The organism is Vibrio sp. YT-19(2023) (genome assembly GCF_033337395.1).
On record NZ_JAWOQN010000006.1, the window covers coordinates 131,813 to 151,442 of the forward strand.

19 protein-coding genes are annotated in these 19,630 nt (G+C 45.3%); 7 read left to right on the plus strand and 12 right to left on the minus strand.

The annotated features are described in order from the left end of the window. Positions 1 to 56: 56 nt before the first annotated feature. Genes R7E78_RS06525 through R7E78_RS06540 form a run of 4 tightly spaced genes read left to right on the plus strand, consistent with a single transcriptional unit; the run spans position 57 to position 3,507 of the window. Positions 57 to 1,868: a penicillin-binding protein activator gene (locus R7E78_RS06525; protein ID WP_005372905.1), complete on the plus strand. Its 1,812-nt coding sequence runs from the start codon at positions 57 to 59 to the stop codon at positions 1,866 to 1,868. Then, positions 1,855 to 2,223: a YraN family protein gene (locus tag R7E78_RS06530; RefSeq protein WP_005372903.1), complete on the plus strand. Its 369-nt coding sequence runs from the start codon at positions 1,855 to 1,857 to the stop codon at positions 2,221 to 2,223. Before R7E78_RS06525 ends, R7E78_RS06530 begins: the two co-directional genes overlap by 14 nt. 3 nt (positions 2,224 to 2,226) lie before the next feature. Further along, entirely contained in the window at positions 2,227 to 2,817 is a 591-nt protein-coding gene (locus tag R7E78_RS06535; RefSeq protein ID WP_005372901.1) for a phosphoheptose isomerase, read from the plus strand. A gap of 21 nt (positions 2,818 to 2,838) precedes the next feature. Next, positions 2,839 to 3,507: a BON domain-containing protein gene (locus R7E78_RS06540; RefSeq protein WP_047101992.1), complete on the plus strand. Its 669-nt coding sequence runs from the start codon at positions 2,839 to 2,841 to the stop codon at positions 3,505 to 3,507. A 71-nt stretch (positions 3,508 to 3,578) separates the two neighbouring features. Here R7E78_RS06540 and sspB read toward each other — a convergent pair whose 3' ends face one another. The 8 genes from sspB to zapE all read right to left on the minus strand — a co-directional run bounded on the left by sspB (position 3,579) and on the right by zapE (position 10,268). Further along, positions 3,579 to 4,064, minus strand: a complete 486-nt coding sequence (sspB, locus tag R7E78_RS06545) for a ClpXP protease specificity-enhancing factor (protein ID WP_005387408.1) — start codon at positions 4,062 to 4,064, stop codon at positions 3,579 to 3,581. A gap of 17 nt (positions 4,065 to 4,081) precedes the next feature. After that, entirely contained in the window at positions 4,082 to 4,717 is a 636-nt protein-coding gene (gene sspA / locus R7E78_RS06550; RefSeq protein WP_005372897.1) for a stringent starvation protein SspA, read from the minus strand. A gap of 96 nt (positions 4,718 to 4,813) precedes the next feature. Beyond that, positions 4,814 to 5,551, minus strand: a complete 738-nt coding sequence (locus R7E78_RS06555; RefSeq protein WP_005372881.1) for a cytochrome c1 — start codon at positions 5,549 to 5,551, stop codon at positions 4,814 to 4,816. Continuing rightward, positions 5,548 to 6,813 carry a cytochrome b gene (locus R7E78_RS06560; protein ID WP_005372880.1) on the minus strand — a complete coding sequence of 422 codons (1,266 nt, stop codon included), beginning with the start codon at positions 6,811 to 6,813 and terminating at the stop codon, positions 5,548 to 5,550. The genes R7E78_RS06555 and R7E78_RS06560 overlap by 4 nt, the downstream gene beginning before the upstream one ends. Continuing rightward, on the minus strand, positions 6,813 to 7,403 hold the full coding sequence (gene petA, locus R7E78_RS06565; protein ID WP_005372877.1) for a ubiquinol-cytochrome c reductase iron-sulfur subunit: 591 nt from the start codon (positions 7,401 to 7,403) through the stop codon (positions 6,813 to 6,815). The genes R7E78_RS06560 and petA overlap by 1 nt, the downstream gene beginning before the upstream one ends. Positions 7,404 to 8,076: 673 nt before the next feature. Beyond that, the gene (gene rpsI / locus R7E78_RS06570) at positions 8,077 to 8,469 is read right to left on the minus strand and encodes a 30S ribosomal protein S9 (RefSeq protein ID WP_005372876.1); all 393 of its coding nucleotides are present in this window, start codon (positions 8,467 to 8,469) and stop codon (positions 8,077 to 8,079) included. A 15-nt stretch (positions 8,470 to 8,484) separates the two neighbouring features. After that, complete coding sequence (gene rplM / locus R7E78_RS06575) at positions 8,485 to 8,913, minus strand: 50S ribosomal protein L13 (protein WP_005372872.1); 429 nt, start codon at positions 8,911 to 8,913, stop codon at positions 8,485 to 8,487. Positions 8,914 to 9,164: 251 nt separating this feature from the next. Further along, positions 9,165 to 10,268, minus strand: coding sequence for a cell division protein ZapE (gene zapE, locus R7E78_RS06580; protein ID WP_005387411.1), 1,104 nt, complete (start codon positions 10,266 to 10,268; stop codon positions 9,165 to 9,167). Between the two features lie 195 nt (positions 10,269 to 10,463). Between zapE and zapG the strand changes: the two genes are divergently transcribed. From zapG to degS, 3 genes are all read left to right on the plus strand, one after another. Then, positions 10,464 to 10,907 carry a Z-ring associated protein ZapG gene (gene zapG / locus R7E78_RS06585; protein ID WP_005379861.1) on the plus strand — a complete coding sequence of 148 codons (444 nt, stop codon included), beginning with the start codon at positions 10,464 to 10,466 and terminating at the stop codon, positions 10,905 to 10,907. A 201-nt stretch (positions 10,908 to 11,108) separates the two neighbouring features. Then, complete coding sequence (locus R7E78_RS06590; RefSeq protein ID WP_025768400.1) at positions 11,109 to 12,476, plus strand: Do family serine endopeptidase; 1,368 nt, start codon at positions 11,109 to 11,111, stop codon at positions 12,474 to 12,476. 190 nt (positions 12,477 to 12,666) lie between these two features. Next, positions 12,667 to 13,731 carry an outer membrane-stress sensor serine endopeptidase DegS gene (gene degS / locus R7E78_RS06595; protein ID WP_017633606.1) on the plus strand — a complete coding sequence of 355 codons (1,065 nt, stop codon included), beginning with the start codon at positions 12,667 to 12,669 and terminating at the stop codon, positions 13,729 to 13,731. 37 nt (positions 13,732 to 13,768) lie between these two features. On the opposite strand, the gene parC is transcribed toward degS, so the two are convergent. The 4 genes from parC to cpdA all read right to left on the minus strand — a co-directional run bounded on the left by parC (position 13,769) and on the right by cpdA (position 19,626). Next, positions 13,769 to 16,054, minus strand: a complete 2,286-nt coding sequence (gene parC, locus R7E78_RS06600) for a DNA topoisomerase IV subunit A (RefSeq protein WP_005379870.1) — start codon at positions 16,052 to 16,054, stop codon at positions 13,769 to 13,771. A gap of 3 nt (positions 16,055 to 16,057) precedes the next feature. Then, positions 16,058 to 17,938, minus strand: coding sequence for a DNA topoisomerase IV subunit B (parE, locus tag R7E78_RS06605; RefSeq protein WP_318057768.1), 1,881 nt, complete (start codon positions 17,936 to 17,938; stop codon positions 16,058 to 16,060). A 249-nt stretch (positions 17,939 to 18,187) separates the two neighbouring features. Continuing rightward, entirely contained in the window at positions 18,188 to 18,772 is a 585-nt protein-coding gene (yqiA, locus tag R7E78_RS06610; protein WP_005379875.1) for an esterase YqiA, read from the minus strand. A 47-nt stretch (positions 18,773 to 18,819) separates the two neighbouring features. Further along, on the minus strand, positions 18,820 to 19,626 hold the full coding sequence (cpdA, locus tag R7E78_RS06615; RefSeq protein WP_047101984.1) for a 3',5'-cyclic-AMP phosphodiesterase: 807 nt from the start codon (positions 19,624 to 19,626) through the stop codon (positions 18,820 to 18,822). Positions 19,627 to 19,630 lie beyond the last annotated feature (4 nt).

Consider the following 19,630-nt stretch of genomic DNA (forward strand, 5'->3'; position numbering starts at 1 on the left):
ACTTCAACGATTAATATAGAGACAATTTTGTACAAAATTATAGAGAACTCACGGCAATGATTAACCATAAGAGACTCAGTGTACCACGCATACTTACTCCTGTTGCACTAGCAATTACGCTCGCCGCCTGTTCTTCAGGTCCAAGACAGCCTGATGGCGTTGATGTAACACTTGAGCCTACTCAGTCTGTTCAGAACTATATGATCCAAGCTGATAGCACGGAAGGCAGTTTACAAAATGACTGGTTGATCATGGCAACCAAAGCCGCGATTCAAGCAAACCAGTTTGATCAAGCAGAAATGTTGATCAAGCGCCTGGCTCGTCAACAGTTAACCGAAGTTCAGCAAGCAGAGTGGCAACTAGCGCGTGCGACCATACAGCAAAAACAGGGTAATTACTCTCAGTTGCTGCAATTGTTGAATTTTAAACCTTGGTGGAAGTTACCAAATGAGCAATGGAAAGACTATTACTTGATGCGTGCCGACGCTTATCAAGGTCTTAACCAAGCGTTTGAGGCAAACCGCCAACTGGTTGCATTTGGCCAATATGCATCGTCCGCGGAGCAGAGAGAGATTTCTAGCCGTATTTGGATGAACTTTGGCAGCTATTCCGAGTACGAACTGACCTCATTAGAAACAGAGCCAAATGAAGATGTTTTGGATGGTTGGCTACAACTCGCTATTTATGCGAAAACGTTGTCGGGCAACTTATCTCAACTAAAAAATACCCTAGAACGCTGGTTAAACGAGAACCCATCGCACCCAGCCGCTATCTACACACCAGAAGAGATTCAAAACATTCTCTCTCTAGACATCGTTAAACCAAACAACACCGCTTTGTTACTGCCGCTTACTGGTAAATTCTCGCCACAAGCGCAATTAATTCGTGATGGTTTTGTGTTTGCGATGATGAATGATCGTAACCGTGATCCAAGCGCTACCCTCACGGTAATAGACACTAATGCGTATAACGCCGACCAAATTAAACAACGTTTGATCAATGAAAACATCGACTTTGTTGTTGGTCCCCTAGAAAAAGAAAACGTTGAGCTATTGCACACAACCATGGATGGCTCAGAAAATGGTCCTACGATTCCAGCCCTTGCGCTAAATATTCCCGAAGATGTGCAACCAGATAGCAATATTTGCTACTTGGCATTATCACCAGAACAAGAAGCCGCACAAGCAGCGAAACACTTGTTCAGCGAAGGCTATAACTTCCCTCTGATCCTGGCACCAAAGGGCAGCTTTGGTGAGCGCGTAACTGAAGCGTTCAACAAAGAATGGCGCAAGTACAGCTCTAATAAAGTCGCAGCAAGTTATTTTGGCGACAAGCGCCAACTTCAAAAAGACATCAATGAAGTATTTGGTCTGCAAGAAAGCAAACAACGTATTGCTCAGATGCAATCACTAATGCGTATCAAGCTTGAAACACAGCCACGTAGCCGTCGTGATGTCGATGCGGTTTATATTGTTGCTAGAAGCACGGAACTGACTTTGATCAAGCCATTTATTGAGGTAGCGATTAACCCAGACGCCAAAGCTCCTCAAATTTTCTCTAGCTCGCGTAGCAACAGTGGCGGCGCGACTTACGAAGATCTAACAGGCATCATCTACAGCGATATCCCATTACTGATTGACCCAGACCCTAGCGTGACCGCTGAAATGAACGAGCTGTGGTCAGAGCAATCTAACATGGAAAAACGTTTGAAAGCACTGGGTATGGATGCGTATAAATTGATTGGGGAGCTGCCACAAATGAAGGTCGTTCCGGGCTACTCAGTTGGCGGCCAAACCGGTATTTTAAGTATCGACAATAATTGTGTTGTACAGCGTGAGCTAAGCTGGGCTGAGCGTGGGGCTCTTTAGTAAGCGCCAAATCGGAAATCAATATGAAGCTCTGGCGAAGCAGTATTTACAACGCCAGGGCTTAAACTTTATTGAACAAAATTTTCTGACTAAGGTCGGTGAGATTGATTTAATCTTCCAACAAGGTGAAACTATTGTGTTTGTTGAAGTCAAATACCGTAAGAACAATCACTTTGGCTCGGCAGCAGAAATGGTGACGCACGCTAAAATGCGCAAGCTAGTCAAAACCGCACAAGTTTGGCTTAGCCAACAAAAGCGCTTAAAACACAATATCGATTATCGATTTGATGTCATCGCCATTCATGATAATGGGCGAGATATCAACTGGATAGAAAACGCAATCTCTGAAGGATAAGCGATGCTAGACAGCATTAAAGACAGCTTTACAGAAAGTATTCAAATTCAAATCGCAGCAGCAGAGGCGCTGCCTGATGCCATTACTCATGCAGCTCAAGCGATGGTGTCGAGCCTGCTTAATGGCAATAAAATTTTATGTTGTGGTAATGGCGGCAGTGCTTCAAACGCTCAACAATTTGTTTCTTGTCTTTTAAACCGTTTTGAAACTGAGCGCCCTAGCCTACCAGCAATGGCCTTAACCGCCGATAATACCACCCTAACCGCAGTGGCCAACGATTACCACTACCAGGAAATCTTCTCAAAACAGGTACGAGCGTTTGGTCAACCAGGCGACATTTTGCTTGCCATGTCGACTAGCGGTAACAGTAAAAATATTATCAAAGCGATGGAAGCAGCCGTAACTCGAGACATGACGATTATCGCGCTAACAGGAAAAGATGGCGGAGAGATGGCAGGACTGCTCGGTGAGAACGACGTCGAAATTCGTATTCCATCACACCGCACTGCACGTATTCACGAAGTACATATGGTAACACTCCATTGCCTTTGTGATCTTATTGACCAAGTGCTTTTCCCTGCTCACGAAGAGTAACCAAGACTGAGAGTCAGAATTATGATACGTAGCCTTGTTATCTTATTAACAGCATTGAGTTTAAGTGGTTGCGCAGGTTTGTTTATCGCAGGTGCAGCAACCACAGCGAATATTGTCACGGACACACGCACGACAAAACAAATCTGGCAGGACAATAACATCGAATTCGAAGTTGCGGCGATCGGCAATAAAGCACCGTTTAAAGGTGAAGTTCGTGTCGTTGCCAGTTCATATAATGGGACTGTAGTCCTTATGGGACAAGCTCCGACACAAGACCTTATCCTTACTTTAGAGCGAAGGGCTCGAGAAGTTAGTGGTGTAAAAGTCATACACAATCAAATCAAACAAAAAGAGCCACTCACTGTTACCCAGATTAGCAATGACAGCTGGATCACAACCAAAGTAAAGTCAGCTTTGCTTACTGATTCTGAGCTTAATGGTGTTAAGGTTAAAGTGATCACCGAAGATGGCGACGTTTTTCTGTTTGGTTATGTCACGCCAGAGCAAGGCGATCGAGCGACAGAAATCGCGCGTAATATCTCAGGCGTAAAACAAGTCATTAAAGGGTTCCAATACGGCGAAATGGAGCCTGTTGAAGTAGACTTACCGAGTGACGGTGTACAAACAATAGAAAGTGAGGCAAGTACAGAAAGTGAAAAGAACGTCGAAGTCTTTACGATTAGTGAGTAATTTCCAAAGTCTGGCTTGAAATCATCTTCAACAAGTTAAAAAGAAAAAAGCAGCGTAACGCTGCTTTTTTATTATTTAATCACTCTTAAGCTTGGTTTGCCTTTTGGTCGAGGAGCATCGTCCTCTTCGGCATCTGAATCAGAAACTAACTCAGAAGGCTCATCGCTAACCGTTGTGAACGATGGGGATGATTCTTCCTCGGTCATCGCTTCTTCTTCGATGTGAGTGTACGCTTCTTCTGGTTCAAACATAGTACCAGCACCATTCTCACGTGCATAAATAGCTTGAACAGCATACACAGGCACGATCACTGAGTGCGGACGACCGCTAAAGCGAGCATGGAAGGTAATCGCATCATTACCTAACTCAAGATTACCCACTGCACGTGGCGCAATATTCAAAATAATTTGACCATCTTGAATAAATTCAACCGGGACACGCACCCCTGGCATTGTTGCATCCACAACCAAGTGAGGAGTCAAGTCATTGTCTACTAACCAGTCGTAAAATGCGCGAAGCATATACGGGCGGCGAGCAGTCATTTTTGCAATATCCATAACGTGTTTTAAATCGCTTAGCGAACTAGGCGCATTTCACGTTCAGCTTCAGTCAAAGAAGCAAGGAACGAATCACGTTCAAATACGCGGTTCATGTATACCTTGATTTCTTTTGAACCAGGGCCAACAAGATCGATACCAAGTTGAGGCAAACGCCACAATAGTGGAGCTAGGTAACAATCGATCAAGCTGAATTCTTCGCTCATGAAGTACTCATATTCAGCAAAAATTGGCGCTAACGTCAGAAGATCATTACGCAGCTTTGTGCGTGCTTTTTCTGATTCTTCCGCATTACCTTTCATCACTTTTTCAGCGAGTGAATACCAGTTGCGTTCGATACGGTACATCATCAAGCGGCTGTTGCCACGAGCAACAGGGTAAACCGGCATTAGAGGTGGATGAGGGAAACGCTCGTCCAAGTACTCCATGATGATTTTTGAATCGTAAAGAGCTAGCTCACGGTCAACAAGAGTTGGCACTGATTTATATGGGTTTAGCTCAACAAGCTCAGCAGGAAGGTTTGCTTCGTCAACAAGCTCAACTTCAACACTTACGCCTTTTTCAGCTAGTACAATGCGAACCTGATGGCTATACAAATCTGATGCACTTGAGAAAAGAGTCATCACAGAACGTTTATTGGCAGCTACAGCCATGGAGCCCTCCAGTACACTTACAAATAAAAACAATGGAGGCTAAGCCTCCATTGTACATCAATTAAAATTAGGAATTAGCACGGTATTTTAGCACAATTAATGCACATCGCGCCAATACTCTTTCTTGAGCATCACAACAACGATGGTTAGAAGCACTAAGAAGCCCATTACCCACCAGCCTAAAGCATGACGCTCAAGCTGCACTGGGTCACCTGAATAAACTAAGAAGTTAACGAGATCGCCAACCGCTTTGTCATATTCGCCTTCACTCAGCTCACCCGTGCCATCGGTTTCAGTACCAACAACAACTTGTACTTCTTCGCCATCTACGATTTTCGTATCGTAAATCGGCGTCGGGATGCCCTGTAGCTCTTCAAGTACATGCGGCATACCAACACTCGGGAAGACGATGTTGTTCACGCCGAATGGACGAGATGGATCAACATAGAAAGAGCGTAAGTAAGTGTATAACCAATCAGCACCACGAACTCGTGCAACCAACGTAAGATCTGGTGGTGGAGCACCAAACCAGTTTGCCGCTTGCTTCGGTGGCATAGCATTGACCATTAGATCACCGATTTTCGCTTCAGGATTGAAAATCAGGTTTTCTTTCATTAAGTCTGTTGGAATTTCCAAGTCTGTTGCTACACGCTCGTAACGCTGGTATTGCGTAGAGTGACAAGCAAAACAGTAGTTCATGAACAACTTCGCGCCGTTTTGTAGCGAAGCTTTATCCGTAAGGTCAACATTCGCTTTATCCAGCGGAACATTGGCCCCAGCTGCCATCGCTAGTGATGGCAACATAGCAAATAGAATTACAATCCACTTCTTCATTTGAATGTCACCCTCTCTGGTAATGGTTTGGTTGCTTCATTTTTGCTGTAGAAGAACAGCAACACAAAGAACATGAAGTAACACAAGCTAAAGATCTGAGATAGTAGTGTGTACGTTGGTGTCGCAGGTAACGCACCTAAAATACCCAGAGCGATAAAGGCGATAGTGAACTGAACAATATTCAATAGATGAAGTTTGCTACGGTAACGGTATGAACGAACTTTACAACGATCCAACCAAGGTAGAACAAACAGCACTGCAATTGACGCGCCCATTAGGATAACACCTAATAGTTTGTCTGGAACCGCACGTAAGATTGCGTAGAACGGCGTGAAGTACCATACCGGAGCAATATGCTCTGGTGTCTTCAGTGGGTTTGCAGCTTCAAAGTTAGGCGGCTCAAGGAAGTACCCACCCATTTCTGGGTTAAAGAACAGCACGTAACAGAAGAAGAACAAGAAACCAGCGACACCGACCAAGTCCTTAACCGTGCCGTACGGATGGAAAGGAATCGAATCAATGATGTCATATTTCTTCGTATAGTAATCGTGGAACTTGAATTGCGTTTTGTAATCGTCGCCCATTGAGCCTTTTGGCAGCTTAGTTTCGATACCATCCGGGTTGTTTGAGCCTACTTCGTGCAGCGCCAATACGTGCAGAACAACAAGAAGAAGCAAAACAATAGGCAGGGCAATAACGTGTAGTGCGAAGAAACGGTTTAGCGTTGCACCAGAGATGATGTAGTCACCACGAATCCAAAGCGTTAGGTCATCACCGATAACAGGAATAGCACCAAACAGGGAAATGATTACCTGTGCACCCCAGTATGACATCTGACCCCATGGAAGTAGGTAACCCATGAACGCTTCAGCCATGAGAACAAGAAAGATCAACATACCGAAGATCCACAATAGTTCACGAGGTTTTTGGTATGAACCGTAGATCAAACCACGGAACATGTGAAGATACACAACAACGAAAAACGCTGACGCGCCAGTGGAATGCATGTAACGCAGAAGCCAACCGTACTCTACATCACGCATAATGTATTCGATAGACGCAAATGCACCGTCACCTGAAGGAACATAGTTCATCGTTAGCCAAATACCCGTTAGGATTTGGTTAACAAGAACCAGCATCGCCAGAGAACCGAAAAGGTACCAAAAGTTGAAGTTCTTAGGCATTGGGTATTCAGACAAATGCTTTTTATAAGCATTCATTGCAGGAATACGCTTTTCAACCCAATCTAACATTGCTTGCATTATGCATCTCCCTCATCAACACCCACAATGAGCTTGGTATCGCTCAAATACATGTGCTTAGGAACGACAAGGTTCAACGGAGCAGGTACTCCTTGGAACACTCGACCAGCCATGTCGAACTTAGAACCATGACAAGGACAGAAGAAGCCAGATCTTACGCCCTGCACCTGCTCTGAGAAAGAGTCAGGTAGATAGGTTGGTGAACAACCTAAGTGGGTACAGAAACCAACTGCGACGAAAAACTCTTCCTTAATCGAACGAAACTCATTCTGAGCGTACTCAGGCTGCTGCTCCATTTCAGATTGTGGATCGCGAAGCTTATCACCGATCGATTTTAAGTTATCCAGAACGCTTTGAGTGCGGCGAACAATCCATACAGGTTTTCCCTGCCACTCAACACGAACCAGCTGACCTGGTTCAATTTTACTTATATCCACTTCCACCGGTGCGCCCGCCGCTTTGGCTTTAGCACTCGGATTCCATGATTTGATAAAAGGCACGGCGACGGCGACTGCCCCTAACCCACCAACAACTGCCGTTGTAGCGGTTAGAAAACGCCTGCGACCGTTATTTAAAGGCGCGTTGCTCATCCAAACATTCTCCCATTTGCTCCCTTTGGATCGTTATTATTCCGCTTATAAGAGCATGGCTAACAAATAATGAATTTAGTTCTATTTATTGGAGGGAAATGATAAAGAAAACCCTACTTTTTGACAAGATAAAGCTACCTTTTTGTAACATTTGTGAGGCAAATCGCTCGCGTCGTCACAAAAGCGGCAGAATTATAAAAAATTGATGTGATTTGTAACAAGAAAGCACCACATAGAAGCCCCGCTGAAAGCAGATAAAACCTTTTATCTTGGTAGTTTTCAGTTAATTACACAGAGAAATATTTCGTATTACGCGTTCAGCTTACTGTGTTTATATTTTCAATTTTGTAGCACGCAGAATGCTCAAAAAGGAGCGTAAGTCATTTTAAAACATGTTACAGGAAGAATAAGATACAAAGACATTCTTGCTGATGAATACATCTATGCTGCATCGCAAGAGAAAGCGTGGTGAGTCGCGATTAAATAAGGCACAGATATAAAACGGCACTGGCAACCTTTCGACGAAGAGGACGAATAAGAAGGCCTGCTCGGAGTGTGATGATAAGTGAAGGCTGTTCGTTGCTTTAAATACAAAAAAGCCCGGCATAGAGCCGAGCTTTTGGTACACAGTTTCCAGAGTAACTCTGAAAGCATAATTCCCGATAAGAGGAAATTAACGCTTAGAAAACTGTGGACGACGACGTGCTTTACGTAGACCAACTTTCTTACGTTCAACGCAACGAGCGTCACGAGTAACGTAGCCAGCTGCGCGTAGAGCAGGACGTAGAGACTCATCGTATTCCATAAGCGCGCGAGTGATACCGTGACGGATAGCACCAGCTTGACCAGAAATACCGCCGCCTTTAACTGTTACGTAAAGGTCTAGCTTTTCAGTTAGTTCAACTAGCTCTAGAGGTTGTTGTACAACCATACGTGCTGTTGGACGACCGAAGTATTCGTCAAGGTTACGCTTGTTTACTACAATGTTACCGCTGCCTGGTTTAATGAAAACACGTGCAGCTGAGCTTTTGCGACGGCCAGTGCCGTAGTATTGATTCTCTGCCATTTTCGAAATCCCCAATTAGATGTCTAGTACTTGTGGTTGTTGAGCAACATGGTTGTGCTCAGCGCCCGCGTAAACTTTTAGCTTACGGTACATAGCACGGCCTAGAGGACCACGTGGAAGCATGCCTTTAACTGCAAGCTCAAGAGCCATCTCAGGTTTACGATCGATCAACTTTTCAAAAGTGATAGATTTTAGACCACCTGGGAATTCAGAGTGACGGTAGTACACTTTGTTCTTAGCTTTGTTACCAGTTACAGCAACTTTCTCAGCGTTGATAACGATGATGTAATCACCAGTGTCAACGTGAGGAGTGTATTCAGCTTTATGTTTGCCACGTAGGCGAGATGCAATTTCACTTGCTAGACGGCCAAGAGTTTTACCTTCAGCGTCTACAACGTACCAGTCGCGTTTTACAGTTTCTGGTTTAGCAACGAAAGTTTTCATGCTAACAATAACCCGTTAATTAAATTTTAAACTTTAAAGGAACACCCAATAGTGCTCCCACACTGTCTAAGAGCCCAGTCATCACCCCTTCGAGTCGTTGGTACTCTCGACCTTCAATTTCGAAATAACTTCGATAATCAGGTCTGCAGTAACGGTGGGTCGCAGGATTATAGAGAAGAGCGAAGAAAAAATCACCTTTTTTTGCGCCAAATCACTAATTTTTTCTTCACTTTTTTAAGAACCCATTGGATCTAGGCCAAATGTTCACGCGCGAGATACTCATGACTTTGCATCTCAGTAAGCCGAGACAAACAGCGCTTAAATTCGAACTCTAACTGCCCGTCAGTATATAAGTCGGCCATTGGCACTTCAGCAGAAATAATCAACTTAACATTGCGCTCGTAAAACTCATCGACCAGCGCGATAAAGCGTCTCGCCGCATCATCGATTTTTCGGTTCATTTGTTGAACATCTGCCAGTAATACCGTGTGGTAAATACGAGACAATTCAATGTAGTCATTTTGACTGCGAGCAGTTTGACACAACTGAGCAAACGACGCATGCAGCACCCCGTCGCTTGCTTCAATCACCGCTAGTTGACGGTGGTTAACTTCGATTTGATGAGCAACAAACTGACGCTCTCCAGTCAGCTGCTGATAATATTTGTTAAGGTTTATGCTAGCCTGCTCATCAAGCGGGTAATGGTATATTTCAGCCTGTTCTAACGTTCTTAAGCGATAATCAACGCCACTATCGACATTCAACACTTCACAACGTGCCAAAATCATATCGATCGCGGGCAAAAAGCGCGCTCTTTGCAAACCGTTACGATATAAGTTCTGCGGCTCGATGTTTGAAGTCGCGACTAGGATCATCTGCCGCTTGAACATTTCTTGAAGTAGCGTTGCAAGGATCATCGCATCAGTAATGTCGGAAACAAAAAATTCATCAAAGCAAACCACATCGGCTTCTTCTTTAAATTTATCCGCCACTTTTGATAGAGGATTTTCGACATCACCTAACAGCTTCAACTCATCATGTACTCGATACATAAATCGATGGAAGTGGACGCGCATTTTTCTTTGGGTCGGTAAAGCATCAAAAAATGCATCCATAAGGTAGGTTTTACCGCGACCTACCCCACCCCAAAAGTAAAGACCTTTTGGTGGTTCAGGCTTGTCGATTTTTTTCCCCATTAGCTTTTGCCATTTGGAAAGCTGAGGAACAGGCGCTGACTGAAATTCAACGATAGCATGGTAAAGCTTGTCTAATGCAACGACCGCTTGATACTGAGCTTCATCACGCTGAAACCCGTGTTCTGCTATGTCTTTTTGATATTGTTGTAGTGGTGTCATCGTATTAAGTCGTATAGAGGTATAGAGAAAAGGGTTACCTCGGGGTCAACTTTGAGAATAGAGAGAAGTAGTTATCAGTCCCCGAAGACATACTGCTATTTTTCTTTATCGGCTGTTCAAGCCATAGTAACATGGACGAGCACCGCGTGTAACTAAGTAGTAAAAGACTTGTTAAAACAACTATAAGGAGCAGTTATGCCTTGGATTTATGCCATTGTGGGTTTGCTGGTCGGTACAATCGTAGGCGTAGTCATTAGTAGACTAACCACCCCTGAATACAAGAAACAAAAGTCTGTGCAGAAAGAACTTGAAGCGGCCAAGTTTGAATTAGAGCAACAACGTCAAGAGCTCGTCGATCATTTTGCACAAACCGCAGAAATGTTGGACACCCTAGGTAAAGATTACACCAAGCTATACCAACATATGGCCAAGACCTCTTCTGAGCTTTTGCCAAACTTACCAGAACAAGACAACCCGTTTGATAAGAAAACGGCAATGTCGTCTGAAACCATTGCAGAAGATCAACCAGAGTTTAACGAACAACCAAAAGACTACGCTAATGGCGCCACCGGTCTTTTGAAGGATCAAGAGAAAGAAATCATTAATGCTCCCGAAGCGGTAACCGCAAAAGCATCATAATCTTCTCTTACTTCTATCTAGGGCCGATACATTTGTATCGGCCCTTTTTTGAACTTTTTCCCCTCACCTTCGCTCTAACTTGGATGTGCACTGCCTCCCCCTTTTGATTGTCCGAACTAGACCCTATATTAGTTATTAACAAAGTGAACTAACCGTTCGGATATTTCTTTTTGGCAGACATGTTTCAAGAGGAGTTATTGGATGAAAAAACCACTGCTTGCGCTCACCGTTCTATCTCTGAGTTTGGGTTCGATTATTGCACCAGTTCAAGCCACTGCCGCATTACCTTTGAATGTGGATGGCCAACAGTTACCTAGCTTGGCACCAATGCTTGAGAAGGTGACCCCAGCTGTTGTGAGTATTGCTGTAGAAGGTAAACAAGTACAAACCAGTCGCATTCCCGAGCAATTTCAATTTTTCTTTGGCCCAGACTTTCCTATGGAACAAAGGCGCGAGCGCCCGTTCAGAGGTTTAGGGTCTGGTGTCATTATTGATGCGAAGAAAGGCCATATTGTCACTAACTACCACGTGATCAAGGGGGCAGATGAGATTCGAGTTCGCCTCTTTGACGGGCGCGAGTATGACGCTACTCTCGTTGGCGGTGATGAAATGGCCGATGTTGCCTTACTTAAATTAGAGAAAGCGAAAAACTTAACGCAGATTAAAGTCGCGGATTCCGACAAACTGCGTGTCGGTGACTTTACGGTTGCGATTGGTAACCCATTTGGGCTCGGTCAAACCGTAACTTCGGGTATTGTTTCAGCCCTTGGCCGCAGTGGCTTAAACGTTGAAAACTTCGAAAACTTCATCCAAACCGATGCCGCAATTAACAGCGGTAACTCTGGTGGTGCATTGGTCAACCTTAATGGTGAGCTGATCGGTATTAATACTGCGATTTTAGGCCCTAACGGCGGTAATGTGGGTATTGGCTTTGCGATTCCATCAAACATGATGAAAAACCTCACTGATCAAATTCTAGAGTTTGGTGAAGTCAAACGCGGCATGTTGGGTGTGCAAGGTGGCGAAGTAACCTCTGAGCTAGCTGATGCATTGGGTTACGAGTCGAGTAAAGGGGCCTTTATTGGTCAAGTCGTACCGGACAGCGCAGCCGATAAAGCAGGGTTAAAAGCCGGTGACGTAATTGTATCGGTGAACGGCAAAGCGATTAATACTTTCTCAGAGCTCCGCGCAAAAGTGGCAACACTGGGCGCAGGTAAAGAAATCACATTAGGTGTGGTTCGAGATGGTAAGAATAAAACCTTTGATGTAACGCTTGGCGAATCTACGAATATGAAAGCTAAAGCGGAGACATTACATGAGGGACTCAAAGGTGCGGAGTTAAGCAATACAACACCAAGTGATGTAATTCAAGGTGTTAAAGTATCGAGCGTTGCAGATAACTCTCCAGCAGCTCAATATCAATTACAACAAGGTGACATTATTATCGGTGTGAACCGTCAACGAGTGAAAAACCTTGCCGAGCTTCGTACAATCGTAGAGAAACACAAAGGTGTACTGGCTCTTAATATTCAACGTGGTGAACGTACTATTTATCTTGTCATTCGTTAACCACTTTCAAAGTGATAGAAAATAAGGTTTTCGATGCATAATGCTGAGTGATAAGGCTCGATCACTTTTCCTTATCGCTCAATAACTAATGAAAAGGGCAGCGCGATGACGTGCTGCCCTTTTGTTATTTTTCAATGTAATGCTATTCTTCATCTTCGATGCCATTTTGGCGCTCACGCATGGAGAGGATATGCTCAGCTTTTTATTACGTTCTGTCTTTTTAGGCTTGGCTACTGCCGCAGTGGTATTACTGGCGGTTCCATCTTTGCGCAACAACGTAATTCCTGCCGCGCTTGATCCTCAACCTGTTAATATCGCATCAGTCGAGTTGACGTTTAATCAAGCGGTCCGAAGAGCAGCGCCTGCAGTGGTAAACATCTACAGTCGTAAGTATGTTGAGAATGATCGCAGTAAACTCTCGACTCAAGGCCTGGGGTCAGGTGTCATTGTTAGTGAGAAAGGCTACATCATTACTAACTATCATGTGGTTGCTCAAGCTGATCAAATTGTTGTGGCATTACAAGACGGCAGAGCCGCAGCGGCTCAGCTCGTAGGGACAGACAAACGTACTGATATAGCCGTGCTGCGTGTCGAAGGTTCGAATTTGCCCGTAATCCCTCTGAACTCTAATTACAAACCACAAGTGGGCGACGTAGTACTAGCCATCGGTAACCCATACAACCTTGGACAAACCACAACGTTCGGCATTATTTCTGCCACAGGTCGTTCATCTATTAGCGACGGTCGTCAAGCATTCATTCAAACCGATGCCGCCATCAATGAAGGTAACTCTGGTGGAGCCCTAGTGAACACACAAGGCGAGCTCGTCGGCATTAACACCGCCTCTTTTCAGCAAGCGACAGACTTAGAAACTTACGGTATTTCTTTTGCGATCCCTGCGCCGCTAGCGAGTAAGATCATGCAGAAAATCATCGCTGATGGCCGCGTGATTCGTGGTTATATTGGAATCGACGGCCAAGACATTAATGCGGTCACTGCTCGCCTACTTGGAAATGAACACATAGGTGGTATTGTCGTACTTGGTATTGATCCAAATGGTCCAGCCAATGCGGCAGGCTTCCAAAAGCAGGACATCATTATCAGTATTGATGGCAATAAAGTGCAAGGGCGTCAGAGCGTTATGGATATCGTCACCGATTTACGTCCTGGCACCACCGTGGACGTCGGTATCATTCGCAAAGGAAAAGAGATGACCTTGAAAGTCACCATTGCCGAAGACAAGCAAGAAGCATAAAAAATCCCAGCCATTGGCTGGGATTTTTATTTGTGCGTTACTCGCTATCGCTCGGTGTTTCCGTCGTATCGGAATCATCTAGCTCAACTTCAATGCGAGTGACTCGCTGCAAACCTCTCGGTAATAACCCACCTCGGCGACCACGTTCGCCACGGAAGTTATCAAGGTCAGACGGTTTAAGACCCAACTTTCGCTTACCCGCGTACAGCGTTAACGATGCACCTTTTGGTAAAGACATTAAGTGAGATAGTACTTCTTCTCGCTCTTTTGCTTTAGCAGCAGGAATGTTGATGATCTTATTCCCTTTACCTTTCGCCAGTTGTGGCAAGTCTTTGATTGGGAACAGCAGCATGCGACCTTGGTTAGTGATTGCTAAGATTTCATCAGAGTCTAAATCTTCAATCTCTTTTGGCGTCATGATCTCAGAGTTGGCAGGTAAAGTGACGAGCGCTTTACCACTGCGGTTTTTAGACAGCAAGTCCGCGCCTTTACATACAAAGCCGTAACCTGCATCTGAGCCCACCAGCCACAGCTGCTCTTCTTCACTCATGATGACTTGGCGAATACTGCTACCAGCCGTAATATTCAAGCGACCGGTAATCGGCTCACCTTGACTACGAGCAGAAGGCAGTGAGTGCGATTCCAGAGAGTAACTTCGACCGTCACTACCTAGGAATACCGCAGGCTGATTACTCTTACCTCGAGCATGCGCTAAATACTTATCACCCGACTTATAGTTTAAGCCTTCGGCATCCACGTCATGGCCTTTCGCGTGACGAATCCAACCTTTCTCAGAAAGCACAACCGTGATTGGCTCACTTGGTACGAGGTCACGTTCAGTCAGCGCTTTTGCTTCTGCACGCTCAACCATTGGAGAGCGACGGTCATCACCGTATTTCTCTGCGTCTGCTTTGATTTCTTTTTTCAGTAGTGTGTTCAGACGACGCTCAGAACCGAGTAGCTGTTCTAGCTTCTCACGCTCTTTCTCTAGCTCGTCTTGCTCACCACGGATCTTCATCTCTTCTAGTTTTGCTAGATGACGAAGTTTGGTATCTAAAATTGCATCCGCTTGGATATCGGTAATACCAAAGCGTTCCATCAGCACCGCTTTTGGATCGTCTTCAGTACGGATGATCTCAATCACTTCATCTAGGTTGAGGTAAGCAACCAACAAACCTTCCAAGATGTGTAGACGAGCCATGACTTTGTCTAGGCGGTGTTGTAGACGACGACGCACAGTCGTACGACGGAACTCGATCCACTCAGATAGAATTTGCACCAAACCTTTAACTTGAGGACGGTTATCCAAACCAATCATGTTCAAGTTAACGCGGTAACTGCGCTCAAGATCCGTTGATGCGAACAAGTGGTTCATCAACAAATCACAATCGACGCGGTTTGACTTAGGCACCACAACGATACGCGTTGGGTTCTCGTGATCCGATTCGTCACGAAGATCGTCAACCATTGGCAGCTTCTTCGCACGCATCTGGTTAGCGATTTGCTCAAGCAGTTTGGCACCCGATACTTGGTGAGGCAAAGAAGTGATAACAATATCAGAACCTTCTTTATGCCAAACCGCGCGCATTTTGATGCTGCCACGACCGTTGCGGTAAATCTTCTCGATATCCGCTTGCGGCGAGATAATTTCTGCTTCTGTTGGGTAATCTGGACCTTTGACATACTGCATCACGTCCGGCAGTTCTGCTTTCGGGTTGTCGATCAAATGAATAGTCGCATCTGCGATTTCACGAACGTTGTGCGGTGGGATGTCTGTTGCCATACCAACGGCAATGCCGGTTACACCGTTAAGCAGGATGTGAGGCAGACGTGCTGGCAACATTTGTGGCTCTTTCATTGTGCCATCAAAGTTAGGTTGCCATTCAACCGTGCCCTGGCCAAGTTCGCCAAGCAATACTTCAGCAAACTTAGACAGTTTTGCTTCGGTATAACGCATTGCCGCAAATGATTTCGGATCATCTGGCGCACCCCAGTTACCTTGACCATCCACTAATGGATAGCGGTAAGAGAATGGCTGAGCCATCAATACCATCGCTTCGTAACACGCTGAATCACCGTGCGGATGGTATTTACCTAGCACGTCACCAACGGTACGTGCAGATTTTTTGTATTTTGCTGATGCAGAGAGACCAAGCTCTGACATCGCATAAATGATGCGTCGTTGAACCGGCTTTAAGCCATCACCAATGTATGGCAAGGCGCGGTCCATGATTACGTACATCGAGTAGTTCAGATAAGCGTCTTCAGTGAACTTGCGCATTGGCAATTGTTCGACGCCATCGTAGGTAATTTCTGTAGACATCCGTTACACCTCTGCCAAGTCGCCGTTGTTTTGTAGCCAAGAACGACGGTCATCTGCACGCTTTTTACCTAGCAGCATGTCCATCATTTCCATGGTCGCCGTAGAGTCGTCAATGGTTAACTGCACTAAGCGACGCGTGTTCGGATCCATGGTGGTTTCACGCAACTGAAGTGGGTTCATCTCACCCAGACCTTTGAATCGTTGCACGTTGATTTTGGCTTTCTTCTTCGACAAGCGCTCTAAAATGCCATCTTTTTCATCGTCATCGAGGGCGTAGAACACTTCTTTCCCGCAGTCGATTCGATACAGAGGCGGCATCGCCACATAGATATGACCCGCTTCCACTAGTGCGCGGAAGTGACGAGTAAATAGAGCACAAAGCAGCGTTGCGATGTGAAGACCATCCGAGTCCGCATCGGCAAGGATACAGATCTTACCGTAACGAAGACTCTCGAGGTTGTCGCTATCTGGGTCAATACCCAAAGCAACAGAGATATCGTGTATTTCTTGAGACGCAAGAACTTGATCGGCAGAGACTTCCCACGTGTTCAAGATCTTACCACGCAGTGGCATCACAGCTTGGAATTCACGGTCACGTGCCTGTTTTGCCGAGCCACCCGCAGAGTCACCCTCCACAAAGAAGATTTCCGTGCGACTTAAGTCCTGTGCAGAACAGTCGGTCAACTTACCTGGCAGTGCCGGGCCGGACGCTACTTTCTTACGTACGACTTTTTTCGCCGCTCTCATACGACGGTGCGCGTTAGCGATACAGACTTCTGCCAATTGCTCTGCGAGCTGAGGCTTTTCGTTCAACCAAAGACTGAACGCATCTTTTACAACGCCAGAGACAAATGCCGCGCTTTGACGAGAAGAGAGACGTTCCTTGGTCTGGCCTGCAAATTGTGGATCTTGAATTTTAACCGACAGCACGTAAGAACAGCGGTCGAAAACGTCATCACCCGTTAGCTTCACACCACGAGGTAATAGATTACGGAACTCACAGAATTCGCGCATCGCTTCCAACAAGCCTTGGCGTAAACCATTAACGTGCGTACCACCTTGAGCGGTTGGGATCAGGTTAACGTAGCTTTCGGTGATCATCTCACCGCCTTCTGGCTGCCAAATTACCGCCCAGTTTGCCGCTTCAGTATCCGCCAAGAACTCACCAGTAAATGGTTCTTCAGGAATAACTGGATAGCCTTTTACACCTTCCGCAAGATAGTCTTTAAGACCGTCTTCGTAGTACCACTTATAGTCTTTGCCATTAACTTTGTCGGTTAATGTGATTTCTAAGCCCGGGCACAAAACCGCTTTTGCGCGCAGGTTGTTGACTAGGCGCGTCACAGAGAAGTTAGCCGAATCGAAGTACTTCGCATCAGGCCAGAAATGTACGCTGGTACCGCGATTGCGACGACCACATGTGCCAGTTACGGTCAGATCAGACACTTTCTCGCCGTGTTCAAATGCAATTTCATACACTTGACCATCACGACGAACTGTTACTTCAACGCGTTTTGACAACGCGTTTACTACAGATATACCTACCCCGTGCAAACCACCAGAGAATTGGTAGTTTTTGTTAGAGAACTTACCACCCGCATGTAGCTTACATAGAATTAGCTCTACGCCTGATACTTTCTCTTCTGGGTGGATATCAACAGGCATGCCTCGACCATCATCGATCACTTCGAGTGATTGGTCAGCATGTAGGATGACTTGTACTTTTGAGGCATGTCCGGCTAGCGCTTCATCGACACTGTTGTCGATAACTTCTTGGCCCAAATGGTTTGGGCGCGCTGTATCCGTATACATCCCTGGTCGGCGACGTACTGGTTCTAAGCCATTCAGTACTTCAATGGCACCAGCATTATATTGTTCAGTCATAATACGGAATTATTCTCAAAGTTTACTTGTTGCCTGAGTATCACCAATGGGCGTACCCATACTCAGGAAACGAAAAAGCCACCCTGTTCACATCACTAAGAGTTTGTAAACATGATGCATAACAAAGTAGCCAGGGTCCTCGACCCTTAAGATCTTTTGGCAAAACATAGTCGGAAAGCATACCGCCCATGTCAAGAAACGGTTGGATATATCAATAAAAACTATGAGCCTTTTCCAATCGCTTTCGAATTACAGTTCTAGAAATTCGATAATCTGTGCAGGATAACGCTCAAAGCCTACAAAACTGTGATCACCGCCTTGTTCTACTGTTTGCTTAGCGTCTGCAAACTTATCTACCGCTTGTCGATAGTCTAAAACCTCATCTTCTGTTTGTTGCAATAACCAAAAAGAATGTGGCGACGCGATGCTTTGTACATCAAGAGCTTTTAACTCGTCAATATGACAAGCTTCAAGTGTATAGGTTTCATGCGTATATGGGTTAGTTTGCTTACCCAAATAATCTACTAGCAACTCATAAGGCTTGACTGCGGGGTTGACCACTACCGCTTTAAACCCAAACTTGTCATTTAGCCACGTTGACATAAAACCGCCTAATGAACTGCCCACTAGACCAATTTTATAGTCGTCTTTATATTGCTCGATAATATCCAACAACATTTTCGCCGCTTGCTGAGGGTAACAAGGTAACTGGGGAACAATCACCTTGATATCAGACCTATGTTGCTCGCAGTAGGCTCTCATCACATTCGCTTTCATGGAGAGTGGAGAGCTATTAAAGCCATGGATATAGAGAAGAAGTGAAGGTTTACTCATAGATATCTCGCACAAAAAAGCGAGCCCGAACAGAGAGCTCGGGCGCGTTAGTAGCCGTTAGAAGAGAAGTCTGGTTGGAACTGGCCATCAGGAAGCCGACCTACTTGGGTCGTAATATCGCCACAAGCGTGTAGTTGCAGCTCCCGCCAACCAGGCGAAGTGGTATCAAGGGCAAAATCATCCGAGTTAGGCTTAAACTGAACACAAGTTGAGGGTGTTGCCATCACTCGAATGCCCTTGTGAAGCACATTCATATCTTGATGAACATGGCCACAGAGAATGCCTTTCACGTTATCAAAACGCTCGACAACCTGCCAAAACGCTTCGGCATCTTTTAAAGTATGTTGATCAAGCCACGCGCTTCCCACCAGTAACGGGTGATGATGCAACAAAACAAGTGTGTGTCTTTCTGGGTGTTCGGCTAGCTTTTCTTCGAGTAGCGTTAATTGCTGATCACTCAAGCGCCCATGAGGAACGCCAACCACTTGCGAGTCTAAAAGAATTAACTGCCAATACTCGCCAAGCAATACATGCTCTGCGGCTTTGATTTGTGGCGAAGGCAAAACACTGCCCATATTAGGCTTGTAATCATGATTACCAGGTAGCCAAAAACAGTCTTTCTCTAGCGGTTCAATGCCGTTGGCAAAGCGCTGATAAGATTCTGCACTATGGTCTTGGGAAATATCGCCCGTCGCCAAAATGTAATCAAACGCCACGTTGCGGCGTAAAACATCAGCAACAACAGCATTAAAGCTATCGACTGTTTTTACGCTTAGCAAACTTCCCTCATCGGCAGCAAACAGATGAGTATCCGTAATTTGTAAAAGTTTGATGCTGTCACTAGATGATTGCAAAATG